General features: G+C 42.2%; 22 protein-coding genes. 13 read left to right on the top strand and 9 right to left on the bottom strand.

Going from position 1 to position 24,019, the window contains the following annotated elements; translation table 11 throughout:
• Nucleotides 1-227 precede the first annotated feature (227 nt).
• On the top strand, nt 228-1,103 hold the full coding sequence (locus tag LVY74_RS06765) for an acyl-CoA thioesterase (protein WP_151777204.1): 876 nt from the start codon (nt 228-230) through the stop codon (nt 1,101-1,103).
• A gap of 136 nt (nt 1,104-1,239) precedes the next feature.
• Nucleotides 1,240-2,481, top strand: a complete 1,242-nt coding sequence (locus LVY74_RS06760; RefSeq protein ID WP_237814439.1) for a dicarboxylate/amino acid:cation symporter — start codon at nt 1,240-1,242, stop codon at nt 2,479-2,481.
• 68 nt (nt 2,482-2,549) lie between these two features.
• Here the strand turns inward: LVY74_RS06760 and LVY74_RS06755 are convergent, their stop codons facing one another.
• From LVY74_RS06755 to LVY74_RS06740, 4 genes are read right to left on the bottom strand one after another with little or no spacing between them, the layout of a single operon-like run.
• Nucleotides 2,550-2,906 (bottom strand): roadblock/LC7 domain-containing protein, encoded by a 357-nt coding sequence (locus LVY74_RS06755; protein WP_237814437.1) that lies wholly within the window; start codon nt 2,904-2,906, stop codon nt 2,550-2,552.
• Between the two features lie 45 nt (nt 2,907-2,951).
• Nucleotides 2,952-3,902 carry a hypothetical protein gene (locus tag LVY74_RS06750; protein ID WP_237814436.1) on the bottom strand — a complete coding sequence of 317 codons (951 nt, stop codon included), beginning with the start codon at nt 3,900-3,902 and terminating at the stop codon, nt 2,952-2,954.
• A gap of 15 nt (nt 3,903-3,917) precedes the next feature.
• Nucleotides 3,918-4,334, bottom strand: a complete 417-nt coding sequence (locus tag LVY74_RS06745) for a roadblock/LC7 domain-containing protein (RefSeq protein ID WP_237814435.1) — start codon at nt 4,332-4,334, stop codon at nt 3,918-3,920.
• 12 nt (nt 4,335-4,346) lie between these two features.
• Nucleotides 4,347-4,883, bottom strand: a complete 537-nt coding sequence (locus LVY74_RS06740; protein ID WP_237814433.1) for a GTP-binding protein — start codon at nt 4,881-4,883, stop codon at nt 4,347-4,349.
• 408 nt (nt 4,884-5,291) lie between these two features.
• Between LVY74_RS06740 and LVY74_RS06735 the strand changes: the two genes are divergently transcribed.
• Nucleotides 5,292-5,516, top strand: a complete 225-nt coding sequence (locus tag LVY74_RS06735) for a type II toxin-antitoxin system RelB/DinJ family antitoxin (protein WP_237814432.1) — start codon at nt 5,292-5,294, stop codon at nt 5,514-5,516.
• 155 nt (nt 5,517-5,671) lie between these two features.
• Nucleotides 5,672-6,088, top strand: a complete 417-nt coding sequence (locus LVY74_RS06730) for an NUDIX hydrolase (protein WP_237814431.1) — start codon at nt 5,672-5,674, stop codon at nt 6,086-6,088.
• Between the two features lie 104 nt (nt 6,089-6,192).
• On the opposite strand, the gene add is transcribed toward LVY74_RS06730, so the two are convergent.
• Nucleotides 6,193-7,215, bottom strand: coding sequence for an adenosine deaminase (add, locus tag LVY74_RS06725; RefSeq protein WP_237814429.1), 1,023 nt, complete (start codon nt 7,213-7,215; stop codon nt 6,193-6,195).
• An 87-nt stretch (nt 7,216-7,302) separates the two neighbouring features.
• A complete protein-coding gene (locus tag LVY74_RS06720) occupies nt 7,303-8,634 on the bottom strand; it encodes an aspartate aminotransferase family protein (protein ID WP_111893547.1) in 1,332 nt (443 codons plus the stop codon).
• Between the two features lie 102 nt (nt 8,635-8,736).
• On the opposite strand from LVY74_RS06720, the gene LVY74_RS06715 reads away from it, so the two are divergent.
• The 4 genes from LVY74_RS06715 to LVY74_RS06700 all read left to right on the top strand — a co-directional run bounded on the left by LVY74_RS06715 (nt 8,737) and on the right by LVY74_RS06700 (nt 11,594).
• Entirely contained in the window at nt 8,737-9,654 is a 918-nt protein-coding gene (locus tag LVY74_RS06715; RefSeq protein WP_237814428.1) for a LysR family transcriptional regulator, read from the top strand.
• Entirely contained in the window at nt 9,651-10,466 is an 816-nt protein-coding gene (locus LVY74_RS06710) for an AraC family transcriptional regulator (RefSeq protein ID WP_237814427.1), read from the top strand. The genes LVY74_RS06715 and LVY74_RS06710 overlap by 4 nt, the downstream gene beginning before the upstream one ends.
• Before the next feature lie 107 nt (nt 10,467-10,573).
• Nucleotides 10,574-11,485, top strand: coding sequence for a DMT family transporter (locus LVY74_RS06705; RefSeq protein WP_237814426.1), 912 nt, complete (start codon nt 10,574-10,576; stop codon nt 11,483-11,485).
• Nucleotides 11,472-11,594 carry a hypothetical protein gene (locus LVY74_RS06700; protein ID WP_237814425.1) on the top strand — a complete coding sequence of 41 codons (123 nt, stop codon included), beginning with the start codon at nt 11,472-11,474 and terminating at the stop codon, nt 11,592-11,594. The genes LVY74_RS06705 and LVY74_RS06700 overlap by 14 nt, the downstream gene beginning before the upstream one ends.
• Before the next feature lie 95 nt (nt 11,595-11,689).
• Here LVY74_RS06700 and LVY74_RS06695 read toward each other — a convergent pair whose 3' ends face one another.
• The 3 genes from LVY74_RS06695 to LVY74_RS06685 form a co-directional block, all read right to left on the bottom strand.
• Nucleotides 11,690-12,973, bottom strand: coding sequence for a ribonucleotide-diphosphate reductase subunit beta (locus LVY74_RS06695; RefSeq protein WP_237814424.1), 1,284 nt, complete (start codon nt 12,971-12,973; stop codon nt 11,690-11,692).
• Nucleotides 12,974-13,633: 660 nt separating this feature from the next.
• The gene (locus LVY74_RS06690; protein WP_215899818.1) at nt 13,634-13,765 is read right to left on the bottom strand and encodes a preprotein translocase subunit YajC; all 132 of its coding nucleotides are present in this window, start codon (nt 13,763-13,765) and stop codon (nt 13,634-13,636) included.
• Between the two features lie 97 nt (nt 13,766-13,862).
• Nucleotides 13,863-16,700, bottom strand: a complete 2,838-nt coding sequence (locus tag LVY74_RS06685; RefSeq protein ID WP_237814423.1) for a ribonucleoside-diphosphate reductase subunit alpha — start codon at nt 16,698-16,700, stop codon at nt 13,863-13,865.
• A 568-nt stretch (nt 16,701-17,268) separates the two neighbouring features.
• Between LVY74_RS06685 and bfmR the strand changes: the two genes are divergently transcribed.
• The 5 genes from bfmR (at nt 17,269) to LVY74_RS06660 (ending at nt 24,017) form a co-directional block, all read left to right on the top strand.
• Nucleotides 17,269-17,985 (top strand): response regulator transcription factor BfmR, encoded by a 717-nt coding sequence (gene bfmR / locus LVY74_RS06680; RefSeq protein WP_034426050.1) that lies wholly within the window; start codon nt 17,269-17,271, stop codon nt 17,983-17,985.
• Nucleotides 17,986-18,079: 94 nt separating this feature from the next.
• Entirely contained in the window at nt 18,080-19,705 is a 1,626-nt protein-coding gene (bfmS, locus tag LVY74_RS06675; RefSeq protein ID WP_237814422.1) for a sensor histidine kinase BfmS, read from the top strand.
• 192 nt (nt 19,706-19,897) lie between these two features.
• A complete protein-coding gene (locus tag LVY74_RS06670) occupies nt 19,898-21,946 on the top strand; it encodes a UvrD-helicase domain-containing protein (RefSeq protein ID WP_151709404.1) in 2,049 nt (682 codons plus the stop codon).
• A gap of 24 nt (nt 21,947-21,970) precedes the next feature.
• A complete protein-coding gene (gene dut, locus LVY74_RS06665) occupies nt 21,971-22,423 on the top strand; it encodes a dUTP diphosphatase (protein WP_237814421.1) in 453 nt (150 codons plus the stop codon).
• A 166-nt stretch (nt 22,424-22,589) separates the two neighbouring features.
• Nucleotides 22,590-24,017: a phosphomannomutase/phosphoglucomutase gene (locus LVY74_RS06660; RefSeq protein ID WP_237814420.1), complete on the top strand. Its 1,428-nt coding sequence runs from the start codon at nt 22,590-22,592 to the stop codon at nt 24,015-24,017.
• Nucleotides 24,018-24,019: the final 2 nt, after the last annotated feature.

Here is a 24,019-nt window from a genome sequence, read left to right as displayed (position 1 = left end):
GCTTTTGCCAATTTTAACCAAAATGTGGGGCTTTGCGCACAAATTGCGTTGAAAAAACGTAGTTTCAAGTCATTGAAATCAGAAAAATCAGATCTTACAGGTTTTTAGCTGATCCATTTGGCATAAAAAACCTTGAAATCACATCGGGTTTTTTGTCCAGATCAGATGTTGTGGCACAATAAAGCTTCTGTTTTATGGTCTTGAAAACCGTTTAGATTAGGTAATTGATGATGACACTCACCCAAGAATTAATCGACTTGCTCAGTTTGGAAAAACTGGAAGAAAATATTTACCGTGGACAAAGCCGCAATTTAGTGGGCAAGCGTGTTTTTGGTGGGCAAGTCTTAGGGCAAGCACTGCGTGCAGCATCGTATACTACAGATCGTCCTGCACACTCCTTACATGCTTACTTTTTATTTGGGGGGGATATTTCAGCACCCATCATTTATGAAGTCGATCGTCTGCGAGATGGCAAAAGTTTTGTGAGCCGTCAAGTGCGTGCGATTCAACATGGGCGAACGATTTTCACAGCGATGGTATCTTTTGCAGCAGCAGAAGAAGGGCTAAATTATCAGCGTCATGCTCCAGATGTCCCAGCTCCTGAAAACCTCAAAAATGAAAAACAGATCAAAGAAGGTTTACTCGAATTTGTGCCTGAAAATGTCCGCACCAGTTTTATGCGTGACCGACATGTTGAACTGCGTCCTGTAGCTGAAATTCAAAATCCGTTTCGCCCGCAACCTGAGCCGCCTTATTATGCGCACTATGTTAGAACGCATGAGCAGATTCAGGCAGAGCAGGACAGTATTGCCTTGCATCAATCGATTGTGGCGTTTTATTCGGACTTTACGCTCATGACCACGGCATTACGCCCGCATGGTCTGAACTATTTATCACCAAGTTTGCAATGTGCCAGCATTGACCATGCGATTTATTTCCATAAGCCGCTGCGTGCTGATGACTGGATGTTGTATGACATGGAAGCAACCGTAAGTGCAGGTTCACGTGGTTTAAACTATGGCTATATGTGGCAAAATGGCGAGTTGGTGTGTAGCACCGTGCAAGAAGGCTTAATGCGTTTACGCGAAATTGAAGCGCAATAAAACGGATTGGGCTAAGACAAATGCAGGTCTTAGCCTTTTGCCATTAACTGAATTTGTATATTCAAAATAGCGCTCGATTCAGTTGGTTTGCCATGCCATAGTATGCAAACTGCATAAAACAACAAATCGAGATCAGATGAGCTTAAATACCAAAATCTTTATTGCAGCACTGATTGGCATTGCCTACGGCTTATTGCTGCGACTTTATCCGAATACCTCTTTTTTTAATGACAGCCTGTATGTACTGAGTATTGTAAGTGGCATTTTTATTGGTTTTTTAAAAATGTTACTGGTGCCTTTGGTTTTTTCCTCGATTGTGATTGGGGTTGCCAGTTTGGAATCGGGTCATCAATTGGGTAAGGTTTGGAAAGTTACTTTGTTGTGTAGCCTAACCACCATGAGCCTGTCATTATTTTTAGGGCTGTTGGGTGCACATCTTTTTGAAGTGGGTAAAGGTCTAGATGTTGCGATGTTCCAAAGTGCCATGCAGCAACATCAACCCGCAGCACAAAATTTAGATGCCTCATCATTCCTGATGAACTTTGTGCAAAATACCCTGATCAATCCATTTAAAGCCTTTAGTGATGGCAATGTGCTGTCTGTGGTGATTTTCTCAATGCTGATTGGTCTGGCACTGGTTTATGGCGGAGAGCGCTTTTCGGGTATTCGCCGTCTTAGTCAGGAATTCTTTGAGTTGGTTATGCTGTTGGTGACTTGGGTCATGAAACTTGCACCCATTGGAATTTTAGCGCTGCTTGCCAAACTAATTGCTAAAGAAGATTTATCGGTTCTCAGTCGTTTGGCAGAGTTTGCCGCAGTGGTGACAGGAACGACTTTATTTCATGGAATTGTGGTTTTACCTTTGCTGTTGTGGATTTTTGGCAAAATGTCACCGTGGAAATTTTTTAAGGGCACACGTTTAGCCTTAGTGACCGCCTTTGCGACCAGTTCCAGTTCTGCAACCATGCCACTGAGTATGAAATGCGCGCAGGAAAATTTAGGGGTACGTCCACAAATCGCAGGTTTTGTCATTCCGCTTGGTTCGCATCTGAATATGGATGGTACAGCGTTGTATGAAGCGGCTGCTGCCTTGTTTGTTGCCAATTTAATGGGTTTGGACTTGCATTTAGGGCAACAGATTATTGTCTGTCTAACCGCGATGATCGCATCTTTGGGTGCGCCTGGTATTCCAAGTGCGGGCATGGTGACTATGATTATGGTGTTACAGTCGGTGGGACTGCCTGCCGAAGCGATTGCGATTTTGCTCCCCATAGACCGTATTTTGGATACCGTCAGAACGGTGGTCAATGTGCAGGGCGATATGATGGTGAGTGTGGTGGTGGATCGTTATACACGAGTTTCACAAGATCAGCGTTAAGCTGGGATTGCTAAATTTAAGACAATGCATATTGCCCACCCCCCAGCGAGCAATATGCATTGAACCCCTTATGAGAAATCAAGCTCTTTTTCAAAGCTACGCAATTCATGACGTGCCATTGCCAAGTTTGATTTACTACGTTCAAGTACCAAATATAAGAACAGATTTGGATTTTTTTCTAAAGGACGAATTAAATGGTATTGGCGTCCCAAAGTAATCAACATATCTTCAATCGTATCATTTAGATTGAGTGCTTTAGCGATTTTACGTTTGGCACGAAATACTTCGGTATTCCCTGCTGCCGCCAATTCTAAATCTAAACCATTTCCAAGTGTTGCTAAGGCTAAACCACTTTCGCTATCGACCAATGCCGCTGCAAAAAAGCCATCAATACTTGCTAAAGGATCAAGTTGTAAACGCGCCATGGCGTACTCCCAATATACATAAAAATGAGCAAAATGCTCTTTGCTTTAAATCCCAAGTTTATTGCGTAATTTACGAATAAAACCTTGAAATACCCCTGTAGATTTCGAAGATATAATTTGATGTTTGGCAGAAAAATGTGCAGATTGAGATGATATTTCTTCACTCATACCTAATAACTGCGTTAAAACAATAAAAGCCTGAATTTGTTGTAATGAGCAATTTAGATAATTTGCAACATAATTCACCTCAGCACCACGTGAAAATAACGCAGAAATTTTAAGCATTATTTTTTGTTGCTCATTATTTTGAATTTGAGGCCACTGCAATAAACGATAGCATGATTGAGCAGAAATATGATCAATAGAAATATATTGATAATAAGGATATAAATGATTCCATAGCCAAATTTTCAGATCTTCAATTTTAAATTGATCTTGGATCATATTCACTAATGAATTTTTTGCATATGTCTGTAACCAAGCATGTGTAAAAAAGTTAATATCAGTTGTATTAGGATTAATATAGACACGCTCAGTACGAGTATCAATAATTGCAATATCGTCATGATTATGACAAATACGTAAAAAACCATTTCTTGCAATAAACATCTCTTGAATATTTTTAGTCAAAAATTTTGATTTATCGGCTACTATGGTTGGTAATACTATTTGTGTAAAATTTAGACTAAACCAGTGTTGAAGATCATAGGACTTTTCAAAAGGATAAAATAGTTTGTTGCTGACCATTTTACCCGAATATGCAGCATTATATTCAATACATAAGTATTGTGTTGTTGGGTGTTCTAATAAATAGTTTTGAATTGTATTTGTATCTAAGAAATAATGGTTAATAAATAAAATATCAATATGAGCTTGAATAGCACTATTCCACTTTAACTCAATGCCATTGGGTAAACTGTTTTCAATGGCTTGTTTGAGTGCAATAGATGCATCATTGTTGAGACCGACCATACTTGCATGTAGAACTTTATTCATATAATACCTTCTTCATCAGGCAGCCACTGATCTAAAGGAGAGGAAGTGCTCACATGTATTTTTCAATTCATAGAACATTTCACCCAGTAATACTTGTTTCTGAGTGAGAACAACAAGAACACTTGGAAATTGTTGATGTGTAATTGTAGTTAATAGTGCTTTTCCATTTGCAGTATCGAGCATAATCGTTTGACATTCATCTAAATGCATTTCAGTAATAAAGGCAGAAATTAGTGCCATAATTGAACTACTGACTGCTGCAATTTTACTCATGTTATTCCAGTTAGTTTTACTGGCTGTAGCAATTTCTAGACCATCTGTTGTGCAGAGCATACAAAACTGAATATGATTGACTCGGTTTAACAAATTAGAAATTTCTTTTTGAGAAAAATCAATAAAATCAGAAGAAATAGTCGATTGATTGAAATTCATAGTGTGACAACCTTATGCAATTAATTCTATTTCAATATTCGCAATCAGTGTTTCAACAAGCATGAGAATATCTGTTTTTTCACGAGCATCTACAATAAAAATAGGGTAGTAACAATGATGAAGTTGCATATAATCACGATAAATTTTAAGTAATTGCTCTTGATATAAATCTGTATGACTAATTCCAATGACTAAATTATTAGTATAGTTTTTAAAGTTTTGAATATAAAATTCTAAGTCTTTTAAACGATCAGGCTTTGAGTGATCAATTAAAATTATACTACCGATTGCGCCACGACATAAAATAGGCCACATAAAATTAAAGCGTTCTTGTCCAGGCGTTCCATATAAACCAATGGTAGATTCATCTTCTAAAATCACTTCACCATAATCAATACCTACAGTGGTTAAAGCTTTCTGATGAGATTTAAGATCAGTGTTAATTGCTTCTGTAGAAATCACAGGAATATCCGATAGGCTCTGAATTGCAGATGATTTACCTGAACCCATAGAACCACCAAAAACAATTTTATATTTTTGTAAAATCATATATAAACAACCATATTTTTCAATTTAATTTGCAATAATCTTAAAAATAAAAAATCTCATTTATGCTCTATTTTTATTATAAGCATCAGATTTTTTTGATGCAATAGCATATGATTTTTTTGATTTTTTTAATAAATATTTGATGTAATATTTTGAATAATATGTATTTTTTTAAAATAAAAAAATAGTTAAAAATAATCTTTATAAAATATTGATAAATGTAAAGCATTTTGTTTTGCACTTGTATATTAATGTGTAAAGCAAGTATAAATTAATATTGGTTTTTATGTGGTTTATTATAAAAAAATTGATAATTTAATCGACATTTAATGTTATTCAATGCTCAGTGAAGTGTAATCTTATCGAACTTTCTAAATATGATTGAAAGAAATACTAGGAGAAAAATGAATGTCGAATGTAAACTTCCGTGTTGATGATGCATTAAAAAAGAAGTCATATAGTGTATTAAAAGAGTTGGGAATTACACCATCTGAGTTATTTAAATCGGTCTTACAATATGTCGCAGATACAGGAAAATTGCCTGTAAAGCATGTGGTGGTTTCGGAGGAAGATTTAAAATTATTGAGTATGATGCGCGAAAAAATACAGGAAGTGGAAGAATCATTGGAGTAAGAATAAGTACATGAGTAGAAATGGGGGAACTCGACTTTTACTTTGATTTATGCATTTGCCCAAGTAGTATTCACGCTTGGGTAATTGGTCTGTCCACAAGGGGAATAGAATGAATTACACTTATCTTTTCTCGTCATCTATCTCGTTTAGGTCTTATGTCTTCATCTCTACAGCCCATCATTACTGTTGCCGCCGCGATTATTTTTAACGCTCAAGGACAGGCGCTTTTAGCACGTAAACGTCAAACCGAATTTTTTATGCAGGTTGGTGGGAAGCTTGAAGCCAACGAATCGGCTGAGCAGGGCTTACTGCGTGAAATTCAGGAAGAAATTGGTGTAGCTGCACGAATTATCAAAGATTTGGGTACAGTGGAAACCGTTGCAGCGAATGAAGCCAATCATCGTCTGTTTGCTCATTTATTTCATGTTGAATTGCTAGGTAAAGCTCAAGTGTCTGCTGAGCTAGCAGAAATTCAATGGGTCAATGTCTTTGAACCAATTCACTTGGCTTTAGCGCCGCTAACTGAGCACTATGTGCTGCCGTATATTCGACAGCAATGTACTGTGAATTAAATGGTCTGAGGGTAAAAATGAGTGAATGGGGCGATGATGATTGTCTTGGTCAAAAATAAAAAAGCACTCGGCTGAATAAATTTTGAGTCAGCCGAGTGCGTGACTTAATTTGTAGTGATTGCAGCATTGCGCTGTGCTACTTTATGTTGAAGTTGTTGTTTTTCTTGTGCCGATAAAAAAGCGATGCTTAAACCATTTTGCTGTGCTTGTCGGATTTGTGCTTCGGACAAGCCTACTTGTGGCGCAGCCTGTAAATATTCATGTTGAATATCAATTCCTTCAACCGCAGGGTCGTCGCTGTTAATAGTGGCTAAAATGCCATGTTCGAGAAAGGTTTTCAGTGGATGCTGACGAATATCGGCAACCGTACTGGTTTGCAGATTTGAGGTAATGCAAGACTCAATTCCGATCTGATGCTCAGCCAAATAATCCAGTAACTTCACATCCTCCACGGCTTTCACGCCATGCCCAATACGGGTTGCACCGAGGGTTTGAATCGCCTGCCAGATACTACTTGCACCCGCAGCTTCACCTGCATGCACGCTGATCTGCCAGCCTGCATCACGAGCTTGTTTGAAGTGTTCGATAAACAGTTCCCCTGGAAATCCCAGTTCATCACCCGCCAAATCCAGTGCAGTAATCTGGTCACGATGCGTCAGTAAGGCATCCAGTTCTTGCTGGCAACGTACCTGACCAAAAGTACGACTCATAATGCCAATCAGCTTGGTAGGAAGGTCAAAGTCGCGGCTGCCTTGCCGAACACCATCAATCACGGCTTCGACCACGCCCGCCAGTGGGAGCTGATGGGTCATCGCCATATAAAATGGTGAGAAACGCAGTTCGACATAGTCCAAACCTTGCTGCGCTGCATCCTGCATATTTTCCCAAGCCACACGGCGGCAGGCTTCCAAATCACCCAAGACTTTCACGCCCCAGTCCAGTTTGCTTAAGAAACTAAGCAGGTCGGGCTGATTGTCCATGACCTGAACATGCGGCAGCAGTTCGGGCAAAGTATTGGCAGGCAGTTGAATTTGAAATTGTTGCCCGAGTTCTAAAATGGTTTGTGGGCGGATGTTGCCATCGAGGTGGCGGTGTAAATCGGTGAGCGGGATATTTTTATCAATCATTATTATTCGCCTAGACAGAAAAAAGCGTGATGTCCTCACAGCATAATCGCAAGTGGATTCATCACGCTAGTTCAAAGGCGAAAGGCTTTAGTCAATTTTCTGTAAATGATCGCCAATTGCTGCAAATAAACGGCTTAAGTCTTCAGGTTTGCTGTTGAACATTGGCCCAAACTGTAAGCAGTCACCGCCGAAACGTACATAGAAACCCGCTTTCCACAGCGCAGTACCCACTTCAAATGGACGAATGCTTGGGTCGCCATCACGCGCTGCCAACTGGATCGCGCCAATTAAACCGCAGTTACGGATATCAACCACGTGTTTTGCAGTTTTCAGGTCATGAATCACGCTTTGGAAATGTGGTGCTAGCGCAGCCGATTGCTCAATCAGTTGCTCTTGTTTTAACAGTTCCAACGTTGCCAAACCTGCGGCACATGCGACTGGATGACCCGAATAGGTATAACCATGGGCAAATTCCACAAAATGCTCAGGTGTGCCTTGTTGCATGAAGGTGTTGAAAATTTCATCTGAAGCAATGACACCACCCAAAGGTACAGCGCCGTTGGTGACTTGTTTAGCAAAGTTCAGAATGTCTGGGGTAACGCCAAAGTATTCTGCAGCAGTCCATTTGCCCATACGACCAAAACCTGTAATCACTTCATCAAAAATCAATAGGATATTGTGTTGATCACAGATTTCACGCAGACGTTGTAAATAACCTTGTGGAGGAATAATTGCACCTGCTGAACCCGATACAGGTTCAACAATCACCGCTGCAATATTCGATGCATCATGCAGTTCAATCAGTTTCAGCATTTCATTGGCAAGCGCCACGCCACCTGTTTCTGCCATGCCTTGGGTAAATGGCAAGTCAGTTTGCAAGGTGTGTGGCAAATGGTCGACATCCATGAACTGTCCGAACATTTTACGGTTACCACCAATGCCGCCCAAGCTTGTGCCTGCAATGTTCACCCCGTGATAGCCTTTGGCACGACCAATAAATTTGGTTTTGGCTGGCTGACCTTTAATGCGCCAGTAGGCTTTGGCCATTTTGACCGCCGTATCGGCAGACTCCGAACCTGAACCTGTAAAAAATACATGGTTGAGTGGATCTGGGGTTAATGCAGTAATTTGCTCAGCCAGTTGGAATGATAGCGGATGCGCAAACTGGAATGCAGGCGCATAGTCCAGTGTGCCGAGCTGTTTTGCAACGGCATCCTGAATTTGGCTGCGGGTATGCCCAGCACCACATGTCCATAAACCTGACAATGAGTCATAAATACGACGACCTTGATCATCAATCAGGTAATTACCTTCGGCTGCCACCACAAAACGCGGGTCTTGTTTGAAATTACGGTTGGCACTGAATGGCATCCAGTGCGCGTCGGAATATTGAGCTTGAGTGTGGTGAGCGTCGGACATGTGAGCTTCCTTGAAAATTCGTGAGAAATACAGCTTACATTGAGTAAATAGATGAGATAAATTTAAGCTAACTCACGTTTAGATTCAAAAATACTCACCTAAATGAAAAGCAAAATCCTGAATCAAGTCACGGACTCCGACATCAAATTGTTAAAGGTTTTTCGGGCAGTCGCAGAAAGTGGCAGTTTCTCTGCGGCTGAAAGTGCTTTGGGCATTACCCGTTCAGCGATTAGCTTGCACATGAGTACCTTGGAAAACCGTTTGGGGATGCGTTTGTGTCAGCGTGGGCGTTCAGGTTTTGCCTTGACCGATGAAGGTAAACATATCTTGAGTTATAGCGAAGCCTTGCTGACCTCGATTGAAGATTTTCGCCAGCATGTCAATCGTTTGCATCATGAAATCAAAGGTGAGCTGAAAATTGGCATCATCAATAATCTTGTAACTTTGCCACAAATGCAGATTACCCATGCCTTATCGCGCCTGTATCAAAAAGGGCCAAATATCCAAATTCATCTGAGCATGAGTACTCCGATTGAGATTGAAAAAGGGTTGATGGACGGACAGTTACATGTCGGGGCGTTGCCGATGATCAGCCCGCTTTCAGGTCTGGAATATAACGATTTATACGAAGAAGCCAGTTATTTGTACTGTAGTCATGGGCATGCTTTGTTTCATCATGTGGGGCAGGTGAATAGTGCTGAGCAACTGAAAAACTGGGATGCGGTCGTGCCGAATTATCGACTCTCTCAAAATGCAATCGAGATGCAGCAAGCCTTAAATGCCAAAGCCAATGCCAGTGACCGTGAAGGCATTGCCTTTCTGATTTTAACAGGCAAGTTTATTGGGTTTTTGCCCGAACACTATGCCAAGCACTGGGTTGAACGAGGTATGATGCGTGCAGTGCTGCCTGAGGAAATGTATTATTTTTCCAAAATTTGTATTGCAACACGCAAGGGACGGCGTGCTAATTTTATTTTGGATCTGTTTTTGCAAGAGTTGAAATCACAAGGTGTGGCATGAGTTTAAATGCTCGCTTAACAACACGATCCGAAGCCGATTTGCATAGTAATGAACAATACTTTGCAGAGCAGGCGATTGTATCGATTCCCCGCTTTTTTACAGCAGGACATGTGGTCGACACCCATGTGCATAGCCGTGCGCAACTGGTCTATGCCGATGTCGGGGTGATGGAACTGTATCTGCAAGGGCGTTACTGGCTGTTGCCACCCCTGAAAGGGCTATGGATTCCTGCCTATTGTCAGCATCAGATGTTGGCAAAAACCGATGTACATTTAAAAACGCTCTATATTCATGTCGAACCTCAGTCGTTACCACTGCCGCAGCAGGTGACAGGCATCGCCGTTTCACCCTTACTCAAAGAGCTATTGATTCGGGCTGCCAGTATTCCACTGAACTATGTCGACAATTCGTTTGAACAGCGTCTGTTACAACTGACGTTGGAAGAAATTTTACATTGCCAAAAACCTGTACTGAATTTGCCAATCGGACAAGACCCAAGGATTCAGCAGCTTTGCCAATACTTGCTGCAACATCCGCAAGATGAACGCTCACTGGAAAAATGGAGTGAACAGGTCGGTGCATCCCCACGTACTTTAATGCGTCTGTTTAAAAAAGAGTTGGGGATTGGTTTTAGCTTGTGGAAAGAACAGCTCAAAGTCATGCATGCAGTACAATTGCTGGTGGAGGGGAAATCCTTAAGTTATATCGCCAGTCATTTGGGTTATGCCACCCAGTCCGCTTTTTCGGTCATGTTTAAACGGGTTACGGGCATGACCCCAACCCAGTATAGCAAGATGTCACTTTTGCAATAGAAGCTGACTGTTTCACAAAACACCAGATTGCTCAAATCACTATGCTTAGGTGCATGATCACGACCATTTACTGGCTGTGAATATTCAATATCACCAGAGTCTTGAGCATGTCTAGCAAAGTTGATTTCAAATATTTTGCCATTATTCTGGCATCGACCCTGCTGCAAGGGTCATCCTTCGTCAGTAGCAAAATCTTGCTACACAGTATGCAACCGTTATGGTTAGCCAGCATCCGTTTTTTTCTCGCTGCCTTGAGCTTATTGCCGTGGGTACTGTATTTGCAGCATCGGCAACAGATTCGCCTGCGAGATCTGCCGTGGAAAGCGCTCAGCATGATTGGGGCACTGCAAACCGCAGGTGTGATGATCTTTCTGAATTTGGGACTGGTTTATAGCTCAGCCTCCATGTCCGCCATCATCATGGCCAGTAACCCTGTACTGGTGGTGATTCTGGTCTTTGTACTGTTTCGGGAGAAAACCTCGGCACTGGGTTTATTCGGATTATTGCTTGCGTTTGTCGGGGTGGTGATTTGTCTGGGATTGAATTTTCAGCATCTACAACTCGGTAAAGGCGAAGTTCTGGTGATGCTAGCATCGACCTGTTGGGCGCTGTCGACTATTCTCAGTAAGAAATTTAATCTGCACATTTCTCATTGGCTGGTGACCTTTTATCAAATGCTGATCGGCAGCTTGATGATTGCGCTTGTGGCGTTGTGTCGACATGTGCCACTGACCTTGCCTGTGACTGCACAGGACTGGTGGGTGTTGTTGTGGTTGGTGATTCCTGCCTCAACAGGCGCTATCGGGTTATGGTTTTTGGCACTAAAACTGGGCGGCTCAGTACATACCAGTGGCTATCTGTTTTTATGTCCATTTTTTTCGGGGCTGATTTCCTTTGTGCTGTATGACATTCAGCCGAGCAGCCAAGAACTGTTGGGTGGTGTGCTGATCGCCATCGGCATTTTTATTCTCGCCAATTTTAAAGATCGACCTTTGGGAACTCGTTATGCAAAGACCTAGACGCTTGAGACAAAACCCTGTCATTCGCCAGTTGGTGCGAGAACATCAACTGGATTTAAGCAGTTTGATTTATCCGATTTTTATTGAAAATTGTGGTCTTCTGAAATAAAAAAATAGAGCCTTTGAGGCTCTATTTCTGATCATTAATTGACTTATTTAAAAGAATATGTTTAAAATTAAAAATAAGTCAATATAATCAATATCTTACCAGTTTAGCGCACCGCCAGTTTGGTAATCAGTCACACGCGTTTCAAAGAAATTCTTCTCTTTACGCAAGTCCATCATTTCAGACATCCACTGGAATGGGTTAGTCACACCAACGAATTGTTCAGATAAACCAAGCTGAGTTAAACGGCGGTTACAGATGAATTTCAAGTATTCTTCCATCATCGCTGCGTTCATACCCAATACACCGCGTGGCATAGTGTCACGTGCATATTCGATTTCAAGCATCGTGCCTTCAAGCAACATTTGAGTCACTTCTTGCTGGAACTCGGCTGTCCACAATTGTGGGTTTTCGATCTTGATCTGGTTGATCATGTCGATACCGAAGTTCACGTGCATAGATTCATCACGCAAAATGTACTGGAACTGCTCAGCAACACCGTTCATTTTGTTACGGCGACCCATACTCAAGATTTGAGTAAAGCCACAGTAGAAGAAAATTCCTTCAAGGACACAGTAAAATGCGATCAAGTTGCGTAGCAATTGCTGATCAGTTTCAGGTGTACCTGTTTGGAATGTTGGATCACTTAAAGACTGGGTATATTTCAAGCCCCAAGCAGCTTTACGCGCCACACTTGGAATCTCGTGATACATGTTGAAGATTTCGCCTTCATCCATACCCAAAGATTCAATACAGTATTGATAAGCATGGGTATGAATCGCTTCTTCAAAGGCTTGACGCAAAATGTACTGGCGGCATTCAGGGTTGGTAATCAGACGGTAAATCGCCAAGACCAAGTTGTTTGCAACCAATGAGTCCGCAGTCGAGAAGAAGCCAAGATTACGTTTGACAATAATACGCTCATCTTCAGTTAAGCCATTTTCAGACTTCCAAAGAGAAACGTCATGCGTCATGTTGATTTCTTGAGGCATCCAGTGGTTAGCACAACCATCTAGGTATTTTTGCCAAGCCCATTCGTATTTGAATGGAACAAGCTGATTCAAGTCAGCGCGGCAGTTGATCATGGCTTTATCATCAACTTGAACGCGGCTTGCACCTGTTTCCAGTTCTTCTACGCCTGCTGATGCATCCAGATTTTTTAGGGATTCAGATGCTCGAGCCAACGAATCGGTTGAATCTGTTGTGCTTGAGGAATAGGTTCCAACGGGTTCAGCAGCTGCCAAACTCGGCGACGATGGCTGTGGATCAGATACCACTTGCGAATCAGGCGCTTCTTGCGGTTGGACGGGCGCAGACTTGGACTCTGGTGTAGTCGGTTTTTGTGAATCATCTTCAAAATCGTCCCAACTAAGGATAGACATGGGATTCTCCTACCTTAAAGTAATGAACCCCAGAAATAGTGAGAAGATTATAGTCCTCTCACTATTTCAAAACCATTTATTATGGCTAATAAATAGTCGGGGTGTTTATTCTTTTAGAATGTTTAACAAATTTTGGTCAACTGGAAAAACTGCTAAGCGGTCATTCTGATCAACACAATCCCTAAAATCACTTACGATTTCATCAATAGATTTGGATGTTCTAATTATCCAAATAGATTGCTGTAATCTTTCACAATCATACTTTCCAAGTTTTTGATATATATTGGAATAATGAGAGCTTGATTTATTTCTAAGATCGTAGCTTAAGCACAATAGGCTCATAGTAATCTCCTGTAACTTTGGTCTGTTTGAGAGGGTTTTTTGATTGCATTTTTAATGCTCCTAAAAACATACGGTTAGTTGGTAAATCAAAACTAACGGTTGACTCATAGCCCAAAGTGAACGAAGATTCGCTTACTTTCTTAGTGGAAAGCTTTCAGTCAACCGTGTTCTCGGTTATCTGAGATTGATGTAGGGGATACGCCAATATCCCCAACATTTTTTTCTCAAAATCTTAAATATTCAGTCACATACATAACTTTCAATTTAAGTTTGATTTTGTATTTCTACACAATCAAAAGAAGTAATACGCTTAAAATATCACTTGTTTTGATTACGCTGTTCTTTACGAACCTTGTAAATCACGTATGCAATCGGAATGCAAAACACCACGTAGGTTAAGACGTATGCGAGCAAACCTAATTCATAGTTTTTAGATAAATGTTCAAACATTGTCTCTACCTTTGTGGTTTAAATGCCTAATCTCCCTAAGTCCCTCTTTAAAAAGAGGGACTTTCCCCCTCCTTTGAGGAGGGGTTAGAGGAGGTGATTATTGACAAGCTTCACAATCTGGATTGTCGATTGAACAGGCTTGTGGCACTGGTGCTGCTTGAGAAAAACCTTCTTCTTCAGCAACTACTTGTGCTTTTTTCTCCGCTACAACTGGAGCAGGCGCAGCTACAGCCGCTGCAACAGTGGTTGGTTTCACTGCATTCAACGCACCAGTATTGATGGTTGATTTCTCAGCCGAAGTCGCACCCAATGCACGGAGGTAATAAGTGGTTTTTAAGCCACGTAACCATGCCATTTTGTAAGTGATGTCCAGTTTTTTACCATTTGCACCTGCAATGTACAGGTTCAATGATTGCGCTTGGTCAATCCACTTCTGACGACGTGATGCAGCATCTACAATCCAGCGTGGTTCAACTTCAAACGCAGTTGAGAACATCGCTTTCAAGTCTTCAGGAATACGTGCAATCTTTTGTACAGAACCTTCAAAATGTTTCAGGTCGTTCACCATCACGCTATCCCACAAACCGCGTACTTTTAATGCACGAACAAGGTAAGGGTTGATCACAGTGAATTCACCAGACAAGTTTGATTTCACATACAAGTTCTGGAAGGTCGGTTCAATCGATTGAGACACGCCACAAATGTTTGAAATAGTTGCGGTTGGTGCAATCGCCATCACATTTGAGTTACGCATACCGTCTTTTTGAACTTTGGCACGTAAGCTGTCCCAGTCCAGACGTTGAGTACGGTCGACTTCAAACATACGCTCAGGACGTGATTTCGCCACGATCTCTAAAGAGTCGATTGGCAAAATGCCTTGATCCCATAGCGAACCTTTAAAGGTTGAGTACACGCCACGTTCAACTGCAAGATCACTTGAGGTTTGAATCGCGTAGTAGCTGATCACTTCCATTGATTCATCAGCAAAATCAACCGCTTCTTGTGAACCGTAAGCCATGCCCATTTCATAAAGCGCGTCTTGGAAGCCCATGATTCCCATACCCACTGGGCGGTGTTTCATGTTTGAGTTTTTCGCTTGTGGTACTGCGTAGTAGTTGATGTCGATCACGTTGTCGAGCATACGAACGGCAGTTTTGATGGTACGTGCCAGTTTCTCGCGATTCAATACACCGCCTTGAACGTGTTGTACAAGGTTGATTGAACCCAAGTTACAAACTGCAATTTCATCTTCACTGGTGTTCAACGTAATTTCGGTACACAAGTTTGATGAATGCACGACACCGACGTGTTGTTGTGGTGAACGCAAGTTACATACGTCCTTGAACGTAATCCACGGATGGCCTGTTTCAAACAACATTGACAACATTTTGCGCCACAAGTCTTTTGCACGGATTTTTTTGTGCAACAAGTTTTGTTCTTTGGCAATGTTTTCGTAGTGCGTATAACGCTCAGCAAATGCTGTACCTGTTAAGTCATGCAAGTCGGGTACATCAGATGGCGTGAACATCGTCCATTCAGCATCTTCAATCACACGTTGCATAAATAGGTCAGGAACCCAGTTTGCAGTGTTCATGTCATGAGTACGGCGACGGTCATCACCTGTGTTTTTACGAAGCTCTAGGAATTCTTCGATGTCCAAGTGCCAAGTTTCAAGGTAGGCACAGACTGCACCTTTACGCTTACCACCTTGGTTCACTGCAACCGCTGTATCGTTCGCAACTTTCAGGAACGGGACAACACCTTGTGATTTACCGTTTGTACCTTTGATGTATGAGTTCAAGGCACGTACAGGTGTCCAGTCATTTCCTAGACCACCAGCCCATTTAGACAACATCGCATTGTCACGGATTGCACCGTAAATGCTGTATAGGTCATCAGAAATCGTGGTCAAGTAGCAGCTCGACAACTGTGGACGTAAAGTTCCTGCATTAAATAACGTCGGTGTTGACGCCATGTAATCGAAGCTTGACAACAGGTTATAGAATTCAATCGCACGGTCTTCACGGTTGTCTTCATTGAGTGCAAGACCCATCGACACACGCATGAAGAACAATTGAGGAAGTTCGTAACGGATGCCGTCAGAGTGAATGAAGTAACGGTCAAATAATGTTTGTAGACCTAAATAAGTAAACTGGTTTGAACGCTCAGGCTGAATTGCCGCAGCCAATTTTGCCAAGTCAAAGTTCAATAGTTCAGGGTCAAGCAGTTCAAGCTCAATCCCTTTTTTCAGGAAAGTCTCAAGCGCATCATTTTCAAGCGTATCTGCCGCAAGACCGAGGAACTCTAAGCCCTTTGCAACCAGTTCATTACGCAACAAACGTGCAGTCACATAAGTATAGTTTGGTTCTTGTTCAATACGGGTACGCGTTGCCATCATCATGGTGGTCGCGATGTCGCTTGCTTTGACGCCGTTATAGAGGTTTTTAACGGTTTCTTCAACAATTGCCTGAACGTCAATGCCTTCAAGACCTTCCGCCGCAGTGCTAATGCTGGCAGTAAGTTCGGCTAAATCAAGAGGCTGTAACTGACCTTGAGCATCTGTGATTTGAAGTGTTGGATGGTGGTTCGCATTGGTTTGCTGACGTGCAGAAGCGCGCTGTTCACGATAAATAACATAAGCGCGAGCAACTTTTTGCTCACCCGTACGCATCAAGGCAAGTTCAACCTGATCTTGAATCTCTTCAATATGAATCGTACCGCCCGAAGGTAAACGGCGTTGAAAAGTATTCATCACCATTTCTGTTAACTGTTCGATACGGTCATGAATGCGGCTTGACGCTGCGCTTTGTTGACCCTCTACAGCTAAGAAGGCTTTCCCAATCGCAACAGAAATTTTTTCTGCATCAAAATGGACAACATCGCCAGTGCGTTTAATCACTTGCAGTTGACCCGGTGTTGATGAGATTACGCTCATGTCAGCTTAGCTCCATTTCTCATGTCATTGTTATGTCTATGGACCATTTGAATCGGGTAAATGAACCTCGATATTTGAGGGATAAACACAATATTTAGTGGTTTAAAAAGAATTAGGGCACAAGATACGGGAAAAATTTTTGAAGATCAATATTGACATTTTTTTAATTTTTTTTAAATCTTTCAGGCTGGATTTGAGCTGTTTTAGATACAACAACATAGGTGATTTTGCTCAAGGCGCATAGCATAACAAAGTCCATTCCAAATTACTTATACAGAACGCAGTAAAACAATTAATTGATCAGAAAATAACGTCAGACACTCCCCCGCATTGCCTGTGATCTGGCAAAGAGGGTTTACCTTTGCTACACGAATGTTGCAATTACGAAAAGAAAAACATTAATTTTTTCAATAATTAACTAATTTATTACAATTTAGCAGTTACATGTATCAGTTTGGTGAACGGCATCTTGTTTACAATGTAAACATGTGTATATTGCAGGATATGAATTAGCGTATCTGTTTGAATAACCAATAGCTAATATTGACGGAATTTAAGGGGCAAGATGATGAGCCAAGAAGAAAAGTTACCAAAGATTTTGATTGTTGAAGATGATGAGCGTCTGGCGCGCTTAACTCAGGAATATTTGATTCGTAATGGGCTTGAAGTTGGGGTAGAACCAGATGGTAACCGTGCGATTCGCCGTATCATCAGTGAGCAACCAGATCTTGTGGTCTTAGATGTCATGCTCCCAGGTGCAGATGGTTTAACCGTATGTCGTGAAGTGCGTCCTCACTACCATCAACCGATTTTGATGCTGACTGCCCGTACTGAAGATATGGATCAAGTTTTGGGTCTTGAAATGGGTGCAGATGACTATGTCGCTAAACCTGTTCAACCACGTGTTCTATTGGCTCGTATCCGTGCTTTGTTGCGTCGTACTGACAAAACTGTTGAAGATGAAGTGGCACAGCGCATCGAATTTGATGATCTCGTCATCGACAATGGTGGTCGTTCAGTGACTTTAAATGGTGAATTGGTTGATTTCACCAGTGCGGAATATGACTTGCTTTGGTTGTTGGCTTCAAACGCTGGACGCATTTTGTCTCGTGAAGATATTTTTGAGCGTTTACGTGGTATCGAATACGATGGTCAAGACCGTTCAATCGATGTGCGTATCTCACGTATTCGTCCAAAAATCGGTGATGACCCTGAAAACCCGAAACGTATTAAAACCGTTCGTAGTAAAGGTTATTTATTCGTTAAAGAAACCAATGGATTATAAAATCCGATTTGAGCATTTCTTCATGACAACCTCTTTCAGTGACTGAAAGAGGTTGTTTGCTTTATTCGACATCCTGAACAAAGGGTAATCATTCGTGTTTAAGCACAGTATATTTTTGCGAATTTACGCAGGTGTCATCATCCTTGTGGCGTTGGTGGCGGTGTTTTGTTATTTGTTGGTACAGATTATTAACTACCAGCGCGCGCAAGAATATCGTGAATCCTTAACCGATGGGATTTCTTATGTGATTAGTCAGGGCGTTGAGCGTCAACAGACTGCTCAGCAAAAGAAAGACTGGATTTCCGATGCAGCAGATTTGCTGGAATTACCGATTTCTTTGGTTGACCGTTCTAAAGTTGAGTTATCACGCTCTGAAAGTAAACGTATTGAAAATCAGCAAGCTGTGGTGCGCTATGACGCACAAAGCATGGTTGCGACCTTATTTTTGGGTTTGCCACACGATCAACAACATTATCTATATATTAAAGTGAATAAAATTGGTGAGCGACAAATGCGCGCCTTGCCAATATTTATTTTAGATTATCTGATTTATTACCCTGGACAAGAAAAAGAATATCTGGAAAAAATTCGTCAGCATTTTTCTTATCCGATTGAAATTGATTCTATTTTAAACTTAGGATTAGATTCGGAGCAGATTGGGCGCTTACGTCAGGATCAAAGTGTTTTATTGTATCGAGACAGTGCAACTATTCGCGGTACAACCATTTCGATTGTTTCGCCAATGCCGAATAACCCTGCTGAAGTGTTGGTGATTGGCCCTGTACCGATGTTTAACTGGATGCCATTTCAGCTTGCTGCGGGAATTACTTTACTGAGTTTGTTTCTGCTGAGCTTGGGTGTGTATGGATTAATTTTACCGTTACAGCGTAAAACCAAACAAACCATTAAAGCTTTGGATCAAATGAAAACAGGGAATCTGTCTACGCGACTCAATGTTGAAGGGACGGATGAAATGTCGAGTTTGGCATCAAGCTATAACGATATGGCGAGCCATATCCAACGTTTGATTGAAGCTCAACGTGAACTGATGCGCGCAGTTTCACATGAACTGCGTACTCCAGTGGCACGGATTCGTTTTGGTATGGAAATGCTGGCGGAAGACGATGATTATGATTCGCGACTCAGTCAGGTCGATATGATTGATAAAGATATTGAAGCACTCAATACCTTGATTGATGAAATCATGACTTATGCCAAGCTGGAGCAGGGTACACCATCTCTGGATATTCAAAGTATTCCGATTGCAGATGTTTTGGCACAGGTGGCAAAAGAAACCGAAGCCTTAAAAACTCAAAAAATTATTGAATTGAATGCTCCTGAAATTAATGTAGTCGCTGATGCCGAGCGCCGTTATTTGCATCGTGTGGTACAAAACTTGGTGGGTAATGCGGTACGTTATTGTAATGAACGTGTGCGGATTAGCGGTGGCGTTCGCCCTGATGGTCAAGCCTATGTTTGTGTTGAAGATGATGGTCAGGGGATTCCTGAACAAGACCGTGAACGTGTCTTTGAAGCCTTTGCTCGTTTAGATGACAGCCGAACTCGTGCTTCAGGGGGGTATGGTTTGGGTCTTTCAATAGTCAGTCGTATCGCGTTTTGGTTTCGCGGGAAAGTTGAAGTTGACCGTAGCCCTGAGCTTGGCGGTGCGCGTTTTATCATGACATGGCCAGCCAAACAAAAATTACAGTCTAAAAATTAAAGGACAGAAGCAGAAAGAGGGGCATTGGGGTTTTGCCCTTCTGCAATCAGTTGATCTGCCATTGCTTTGGTTTTCTTATAGCGACACACCCTGTCGCCTAATCACACAAAATTCTAGCGTTCAGCGCAAGTTCTATTGGGAATCTAAAACCGAGATGACTATAATCATGCTCCAAGCATAGGAGGTCAACAGATGTCATCAGCAAGTCAACTCAATGACAAGCAACTTGAAGCCATGAAATACACTCAAGGGCCCTTGTTAGTACTTGCAGGTGCAGGCTCAGGCAAAACTTCGGTGATTACCCGAAAAATTGCCTACTTGGTACAGCAATGCCGCATTCCCGCGCATCGCATTACCGCTATGACCTTTACCAATAAAGCTGCACGTGAAATGAAAGAACGTGTCGGTAAATTGCTCAGCCGTGAAGAAGCCAAGGGCTTGTCAGTCTCGACTTTCCATACTTTTGGTTTGAATCTGCTACGACTCGAACTCAAACATTTACCACTCAAAGCCAATTTCTCAATCTTAGATGCCGACGACTGTAAACGCATTCTGATTGACTTGATGCATCAGGACAATTTATCAGGGGCGGAAAGTAAAGAATTGGTGGCGAAAGCCATGAAGAAAATTTCCGACTGGAAAAATGATCTGATTTTGCCTGAACAAGCGCCAAGTACCTGTGAAACCGAAGACGATGTGCGTTTTGCCTATTTATACCAACTGTATGAGCGCAACTTACGTGCCTACAATGCGGTTGATTTCGATGACCTGATTGTGTTGCCAACCCGCCTATTACAAGAAAATGCTGAAGTGCGCGACAAATGGCAAAACCGCGTGCGCTATTTGCTGGTCGATGAATATCAGGACACCAACACTGCACAGTATATTTTGGTGAAATTATTGGTTGGGGTAATGGGGCAGTTTACCGCTGTGGGCGATGATGACCAGTCGATCTATGCATGGCGTGGGGCAAAGCCTGAAAATATGGCACTGCTCAAAGAAGATTTCCCGAATTTAAAAGTGATTAAACTGGAACAAAATTACCGTTCCACCAGTCGCATCCTTAAAGCAGCCAATGCTGTTATTGAAAATAATCCGCATATTTTTGACAAAAAATTGTGGAGCGATAAAGGGCATGGCGAAGTCATTCGGATTATTACTTGCCGTAATGATGATGATGAAGCTGAGCGCGTGGTCAAGGACATCATGACCCATAAGCTCATGAACGGTAAAAACTGGAAAGATTACGCGGTACTGTATCGTGGTAACTTTCAGGCGCGGGTACTGGAAACCCAGCTTCGCCAAATGCAGATTCCGTATAAACTCTCAGGCGGGACTTCATTCTTTGCGCGCAGTGAAATCAAAGACATCATGAGTTATTTGCGCCTGATTATTAACCCTGAAGATGACAGCGCGTTCTTACGTATCATTAATACCCCGAAACGTGCGATTGGCCCTGTGACTTTGGAAAAGCTCGGTCTATTTGCCCAAGAAAATCATTTGTCGCTATTGATGGCGGCGGCAGATCAGCGTTTGGGCATGGTGCTAAGTAAAAAAGTCTGTTCACAATTGCATGAATTTGCCCAGTTTATGGCAGATTACACCCGTGAATTGCTCGATGATGATCAGCCTGTACCAATTGTCCGTCAGATGATCACCGAAACAGGTTATATCGACTATATTCGCGAGCAATCGGCAACGCCTGCACAGGAAAAAACCAAGCTCGATAACATCGAAACTTTATATAGCAGTATTCAAAGTCTGATTAATCGTGCTGAAGATGTTGATGAAAAAAATATTGAAAGTGTGATTCGGAAAATGGTGTTGCTGGATATGCTTGAGCAACAGCAGGAAGAAGAAGACACGGACAAGGTCAATCTGTTAACGCTACACGCCGCCAAAGGTCTGGAGTTCCCATTTGTGTATATGATGGGTCTAGAAGAAGAATTGCTGCCGCATAAAAACTCGATTGCGGCTGAAACGGTTGAAGAAGAACGCCGCTTAATGTACGTGGGCATTACCCGTGCGCGCCAGGGTTTAACGCTCACTTTGGCTGAGCAACGTAAAGCGGGTGGGCAAATGAAGCAGATGACCCCGAGCCGTTTCTTGGATGAACTGCCACAAGACGAACTCGACTGGCTTGGGCGTAAGAAAAAAACGCAACAGGTTCATGTCGACCCGAAAGAACAGGCAAAAGTGTATTTGGAAAATTTACGTGCCATGCTCAAGCATAAGCACTAATGTTTTAATTGTTTAGGAAAGTGTATGAAAGTTCAGGTTAAAGTTTTAGACAAACGTTTAGGCCAACAGTGGGCAATGCCAAGCTATGCGACAGCGGGTTCGGCAGGTCTTGATTTACGTGCCTGTCTAGATGAAGCCATCCAGATTGAACCAGGTCAAACTGTATTGGTAAAAACAGGTTTGGCGATTTATATCGAAGATACTAACTTTGCAGGTCTGATTTTGCCGCGTTCAGGTTTAGGTCATAAACATGGCATCGTTTTGGGGAACTTGGTCGGTTTAATTGACTCGGATTATCAAGGTGAGTTGATGATTTCAGTGTGGAACCGTGGACAGCAAACATTTACGCTTGAACCAGGCGAGCGTTTGGCACAGTACGTATTAGTGCCTGTGATTCAGGCAGAATTTGAACAGGTCGATGAGTTTGCTGCAACTGAACGTGGTACAGGTGGCTTTGGTCATACTGGTCAACACTAAAATCGACTGATTTATGCTGACTAAAAAAACTCCACACTGTTGGAGTTTTTTTGATTTTTTAGTCTAAAACTGGGCTATTTCTTACAAAATAGCCTGAGTGCCATATTTACAAAGCCTAGCGTTGTCACCCACAATTTATTCATGATTGATCTGAAAAAAGTATTTTATGCAGTTAAACAAAAATGATTTTCCTGCGCATATCTTCCGTGCCTACGATATTCGGGGCAAGTTGAATAATTTGACGCCAAACGTGATTCAAGCGATTGCTGAAGCGCTCTCTCAACAATTCTTACAACATCAGGTCGCTACGGTGGTTCTTGGTTATGATGCTCGCTTAACCAGTCCGAGCTACACGACGATTTTGCAGCAAATTTTTAAAAAAAATGGTTTAGAGGTGATTGAACTGGGTTGCTGCTCCACGCCATGTCTATATTTCTTTGCCATGCAACATGGTGGCAATGGTGTGATGGTCACTGCCAGTCACAACCCGAAAAGTGATAATGGCATTAAATGGATGTGTCAGGGTGAGCCATCATCTCCTGAGCAAATTCAGCAAGTTGCTGTAGCAGCACAACACTTTGCCGCGCAACATCCTGAACCGATTCGATCTACAGAGCAAAAACATCAATTTATTGAATCGTTTAAAGCTGAATATTTACAGCACTTACAACAGGATATTCATTTGGCACGACCGCTCAAGGTGGTGGTGGATGGTTTATATGGCTCGGCAGGTCAATACGCTGTGGCGATTTTGCAGCGTCTGGGTTGTCAGGTGATTGCACTGCGCTGTGAAGCCAATGGCGAATTTCCTGAGCATGCCCCCGATCCTTCAACCGCACAGCATTTGCTCAAACTCTGCCAAACGGTACGTGAACAACAGGCAGATGTTGGTTTTGCCCTCGATGGAGATGGTGACCGTGTGGTGATGGTCGATGAAATGGGTGAGATTTTACGTGCCGACCGTTTACTGTGTTTATTTGCCAAAATGTGTCTTGAACAACAGCCACAGCGTGAAGTGGTCTTTGATGTGAAATGCTCCAATTTAGTCACTCAGCAGATCAAGCAGTATGCTGGCATTCCTCACATGCTTCGCACAGGCAGTACTTTTTTACGTAAATATATCGCCCATTCAAAAGGGCAGGCGGTTTTTGGTGGTGAATACGCAGGGCACTATGTCTTTAATGATGGGCGCGGTAAAGGCTATGACGATGGTTTATATGCTGCGCTGCGTGCCATTGAATATTTTTCGCAAAGTTCCGAAGCTCATTTTTCAGGATTAATGCGACAAATTCCTGAACGCTACGCGACAGAAGACACCTATATTCGAACTTATCAGCATCATCCCGCTCAGGTATTGCAAGATATTGAGCAACAAAGTCATAAAATTGCAGCGCATTTAACCAAAATTGACGGGGTTAGGCTTGATTTTGATGACGGTTTTGGCATTATTCGAGCATCCAATACTGGCGAATATTTAACAGTACGTTTCGATGCCAGTAGTGCATCGCGTTTAAATGAAATTCGCCAAAACTTTGCATATCTGCTCAGCGAAAAATATCCAGAAATCGCGCACGATATTTGTAACGCGCAATAAGG

Source organism: Acinetobacter sp. ME22 (assembly GCF_022012315.1).
GTDB lineage: Bacteria > Pseudomonadota > Gammaproteobacteria > Pseudomonadales > Moraxellaceae > Acinetobacter > Acinetobacter brisouii_A.
This window is presented reverse-complemented; position numbering and strand designations above follow the sequence as displayed.

What these genes read in the sequence shown, in the direction of transcription:
- LVY74_RS06710 (WP_237814427.1), top strand. Translation starts at nt 9,651, where the DNA reads ATGAGTTTAAATGCTCGCTTAACAACACGATCCGAAGCCGATTTGCAT.
- LVY74_RS06755 (WP_237814437.1), bottom strand. Translation starts at nt 2,906, where the DNA reads ATGGCGCGTTTACAACTTGATCCTTTAGCAAGTATTGATGGCTTTTTT.
- LVY74_RS06670 (WP_151709404.1), top strand. Translation starts at nt 19,898, where the DNA reads ATGTCATCAGCAAGTCAACTCAATGACAAGCAACTTGAAGCCATGAAA.
- LVY74_RS06760 (WP_237814439.1), top strand. Translation starts at nt 1,240, where the DNA reads ATGAGCTTAAATACCAAAATCTTTATTGCAGCACTGATTGGCATTGCC.
- bfmR (WP_034426050.1), top strand. Translation starts at nt 17,269, where the DNA reads ATGAGCCAAGAAGAAAAGTTACCAAAGATTTTGATTGTTGAAGATGAT.
- dut (WP_237814421.1), top strand. Translation starts at nt 21,971, where the DNA reads ATGAAAGTTCAGGTTAAAGTTTTAGACAAACGTTTAGGCCAACAGTGG.
- LVY74_RS06705 (WP_237814426.1), top strand. Translation starts at nt 10,574, where the DNA reads ATGTCTAGCAAAGTTGATTTCAAATATTTTGCCATTATTCTGGCATCG.
- LVY74_RS06690 (WP_215899818.1), bottom strand. Translation starts at nt 13,765, where the DNA reads ATGTTTGAACATTTATCTAAAAACTATGAATTAGGTTTGCTCGCATAC.
- LVY74_RS06730 (WP_237814431.1), top strand. Translation starts at nt 5,672, where the DNA reads ATGTCTTCATCTCTACAGCCCATCATTACTGTTGCCGCCGCGATTATT.
- LVY74_RS06735 (WP_237814432.1), top strand. Translation starts at nt 5,292, where the DNA reads ATGTCGAATGTAAACTTCCGTGTTGATGATGCATTAAAAAAGAAGTCA.
- LVY74_RS06685 (WP_237814423.1), bottom strand. Translation starts at nt 16,700, where the DNA reads ATGAGCGTAATCTCATCAACACCGGGTCAACTGCAAGTGATTAAACGC.
- LVY74_RS06745 (WP_237814435.1), bottom strand. Translation starts at nt 4,334, where the DNA reads ATGAATTTCAATCAATCGACTATTTCTTCTGATTTTATTGATTTTTCT.
- LVY74_RS06750 (WP_237814436.1), bottom strand. Translation starts at nt 3,902, where the DNA reads ATGAATAAAGTTCTACATGCAAGTATGGTCGGTCTCAACAATGATGCA.
- LVY74_RS06700 (WP_237814425.1), top strand. Translation starts at nt 11,472, where the DNA reads ATGCAAAGACCTAGACGCTTGAGACAAAACCCTGTCATTCGCCAGTTG.
- LVY74_RS06715 (WP_237814428.1), top strand. Translation starts at nt 8,737, where the DNA reads ATGAAAAGCAAAATCCTGAATCAAGTCACGGACTCCGACATCAAATTG.
- add (WP_237814429.1), bottom strand. Translation starts at nt 7,215, where the DNA reads ATGATTGATAAAAATATCCCGCTCACCGATTTACACCGCCACCTCGAT.
- LVY74_RS06720 (WP_111893547.1), bottom strand. Translation starts at nt 8,634, where the DNA reads ATGTCCGACGCTCACCACACTCAAGCTCAATATTCCGACGCGCACTGG.
- LVY74_RS06740 (WP_237814433.1), bottom strand. Translation starts at nt 4,883, where the DNA reads ATGATTTTACAAAAATATAAAATTGTTTTTGGTGGTTCTATGGGTTCA.
- LVY74_RS06660 (WP_237814420.1), top strand. Translation starts at nt 22,590, where the DNA reads ATGCAGTTAAACAAAAATGATTTTCCTGCGCATATCTTCCGTGCCTAC.
- LVY74_RS06765 (WP_151777204.1), top strand. Translation starts at nt 228, where the DNA reads ATGATGACACTCACCCAAGAATTAATCGACTTGCTCAGTTTGGAAAAA.
- LVY74_RS06695 (WP_237814424.1), bottom strand. Translation starts at nt 12,973, where the DNA reads ATGTCTATCCTTAGTTGGGACGATTTTGAAGATGATTCACAAAAACCG.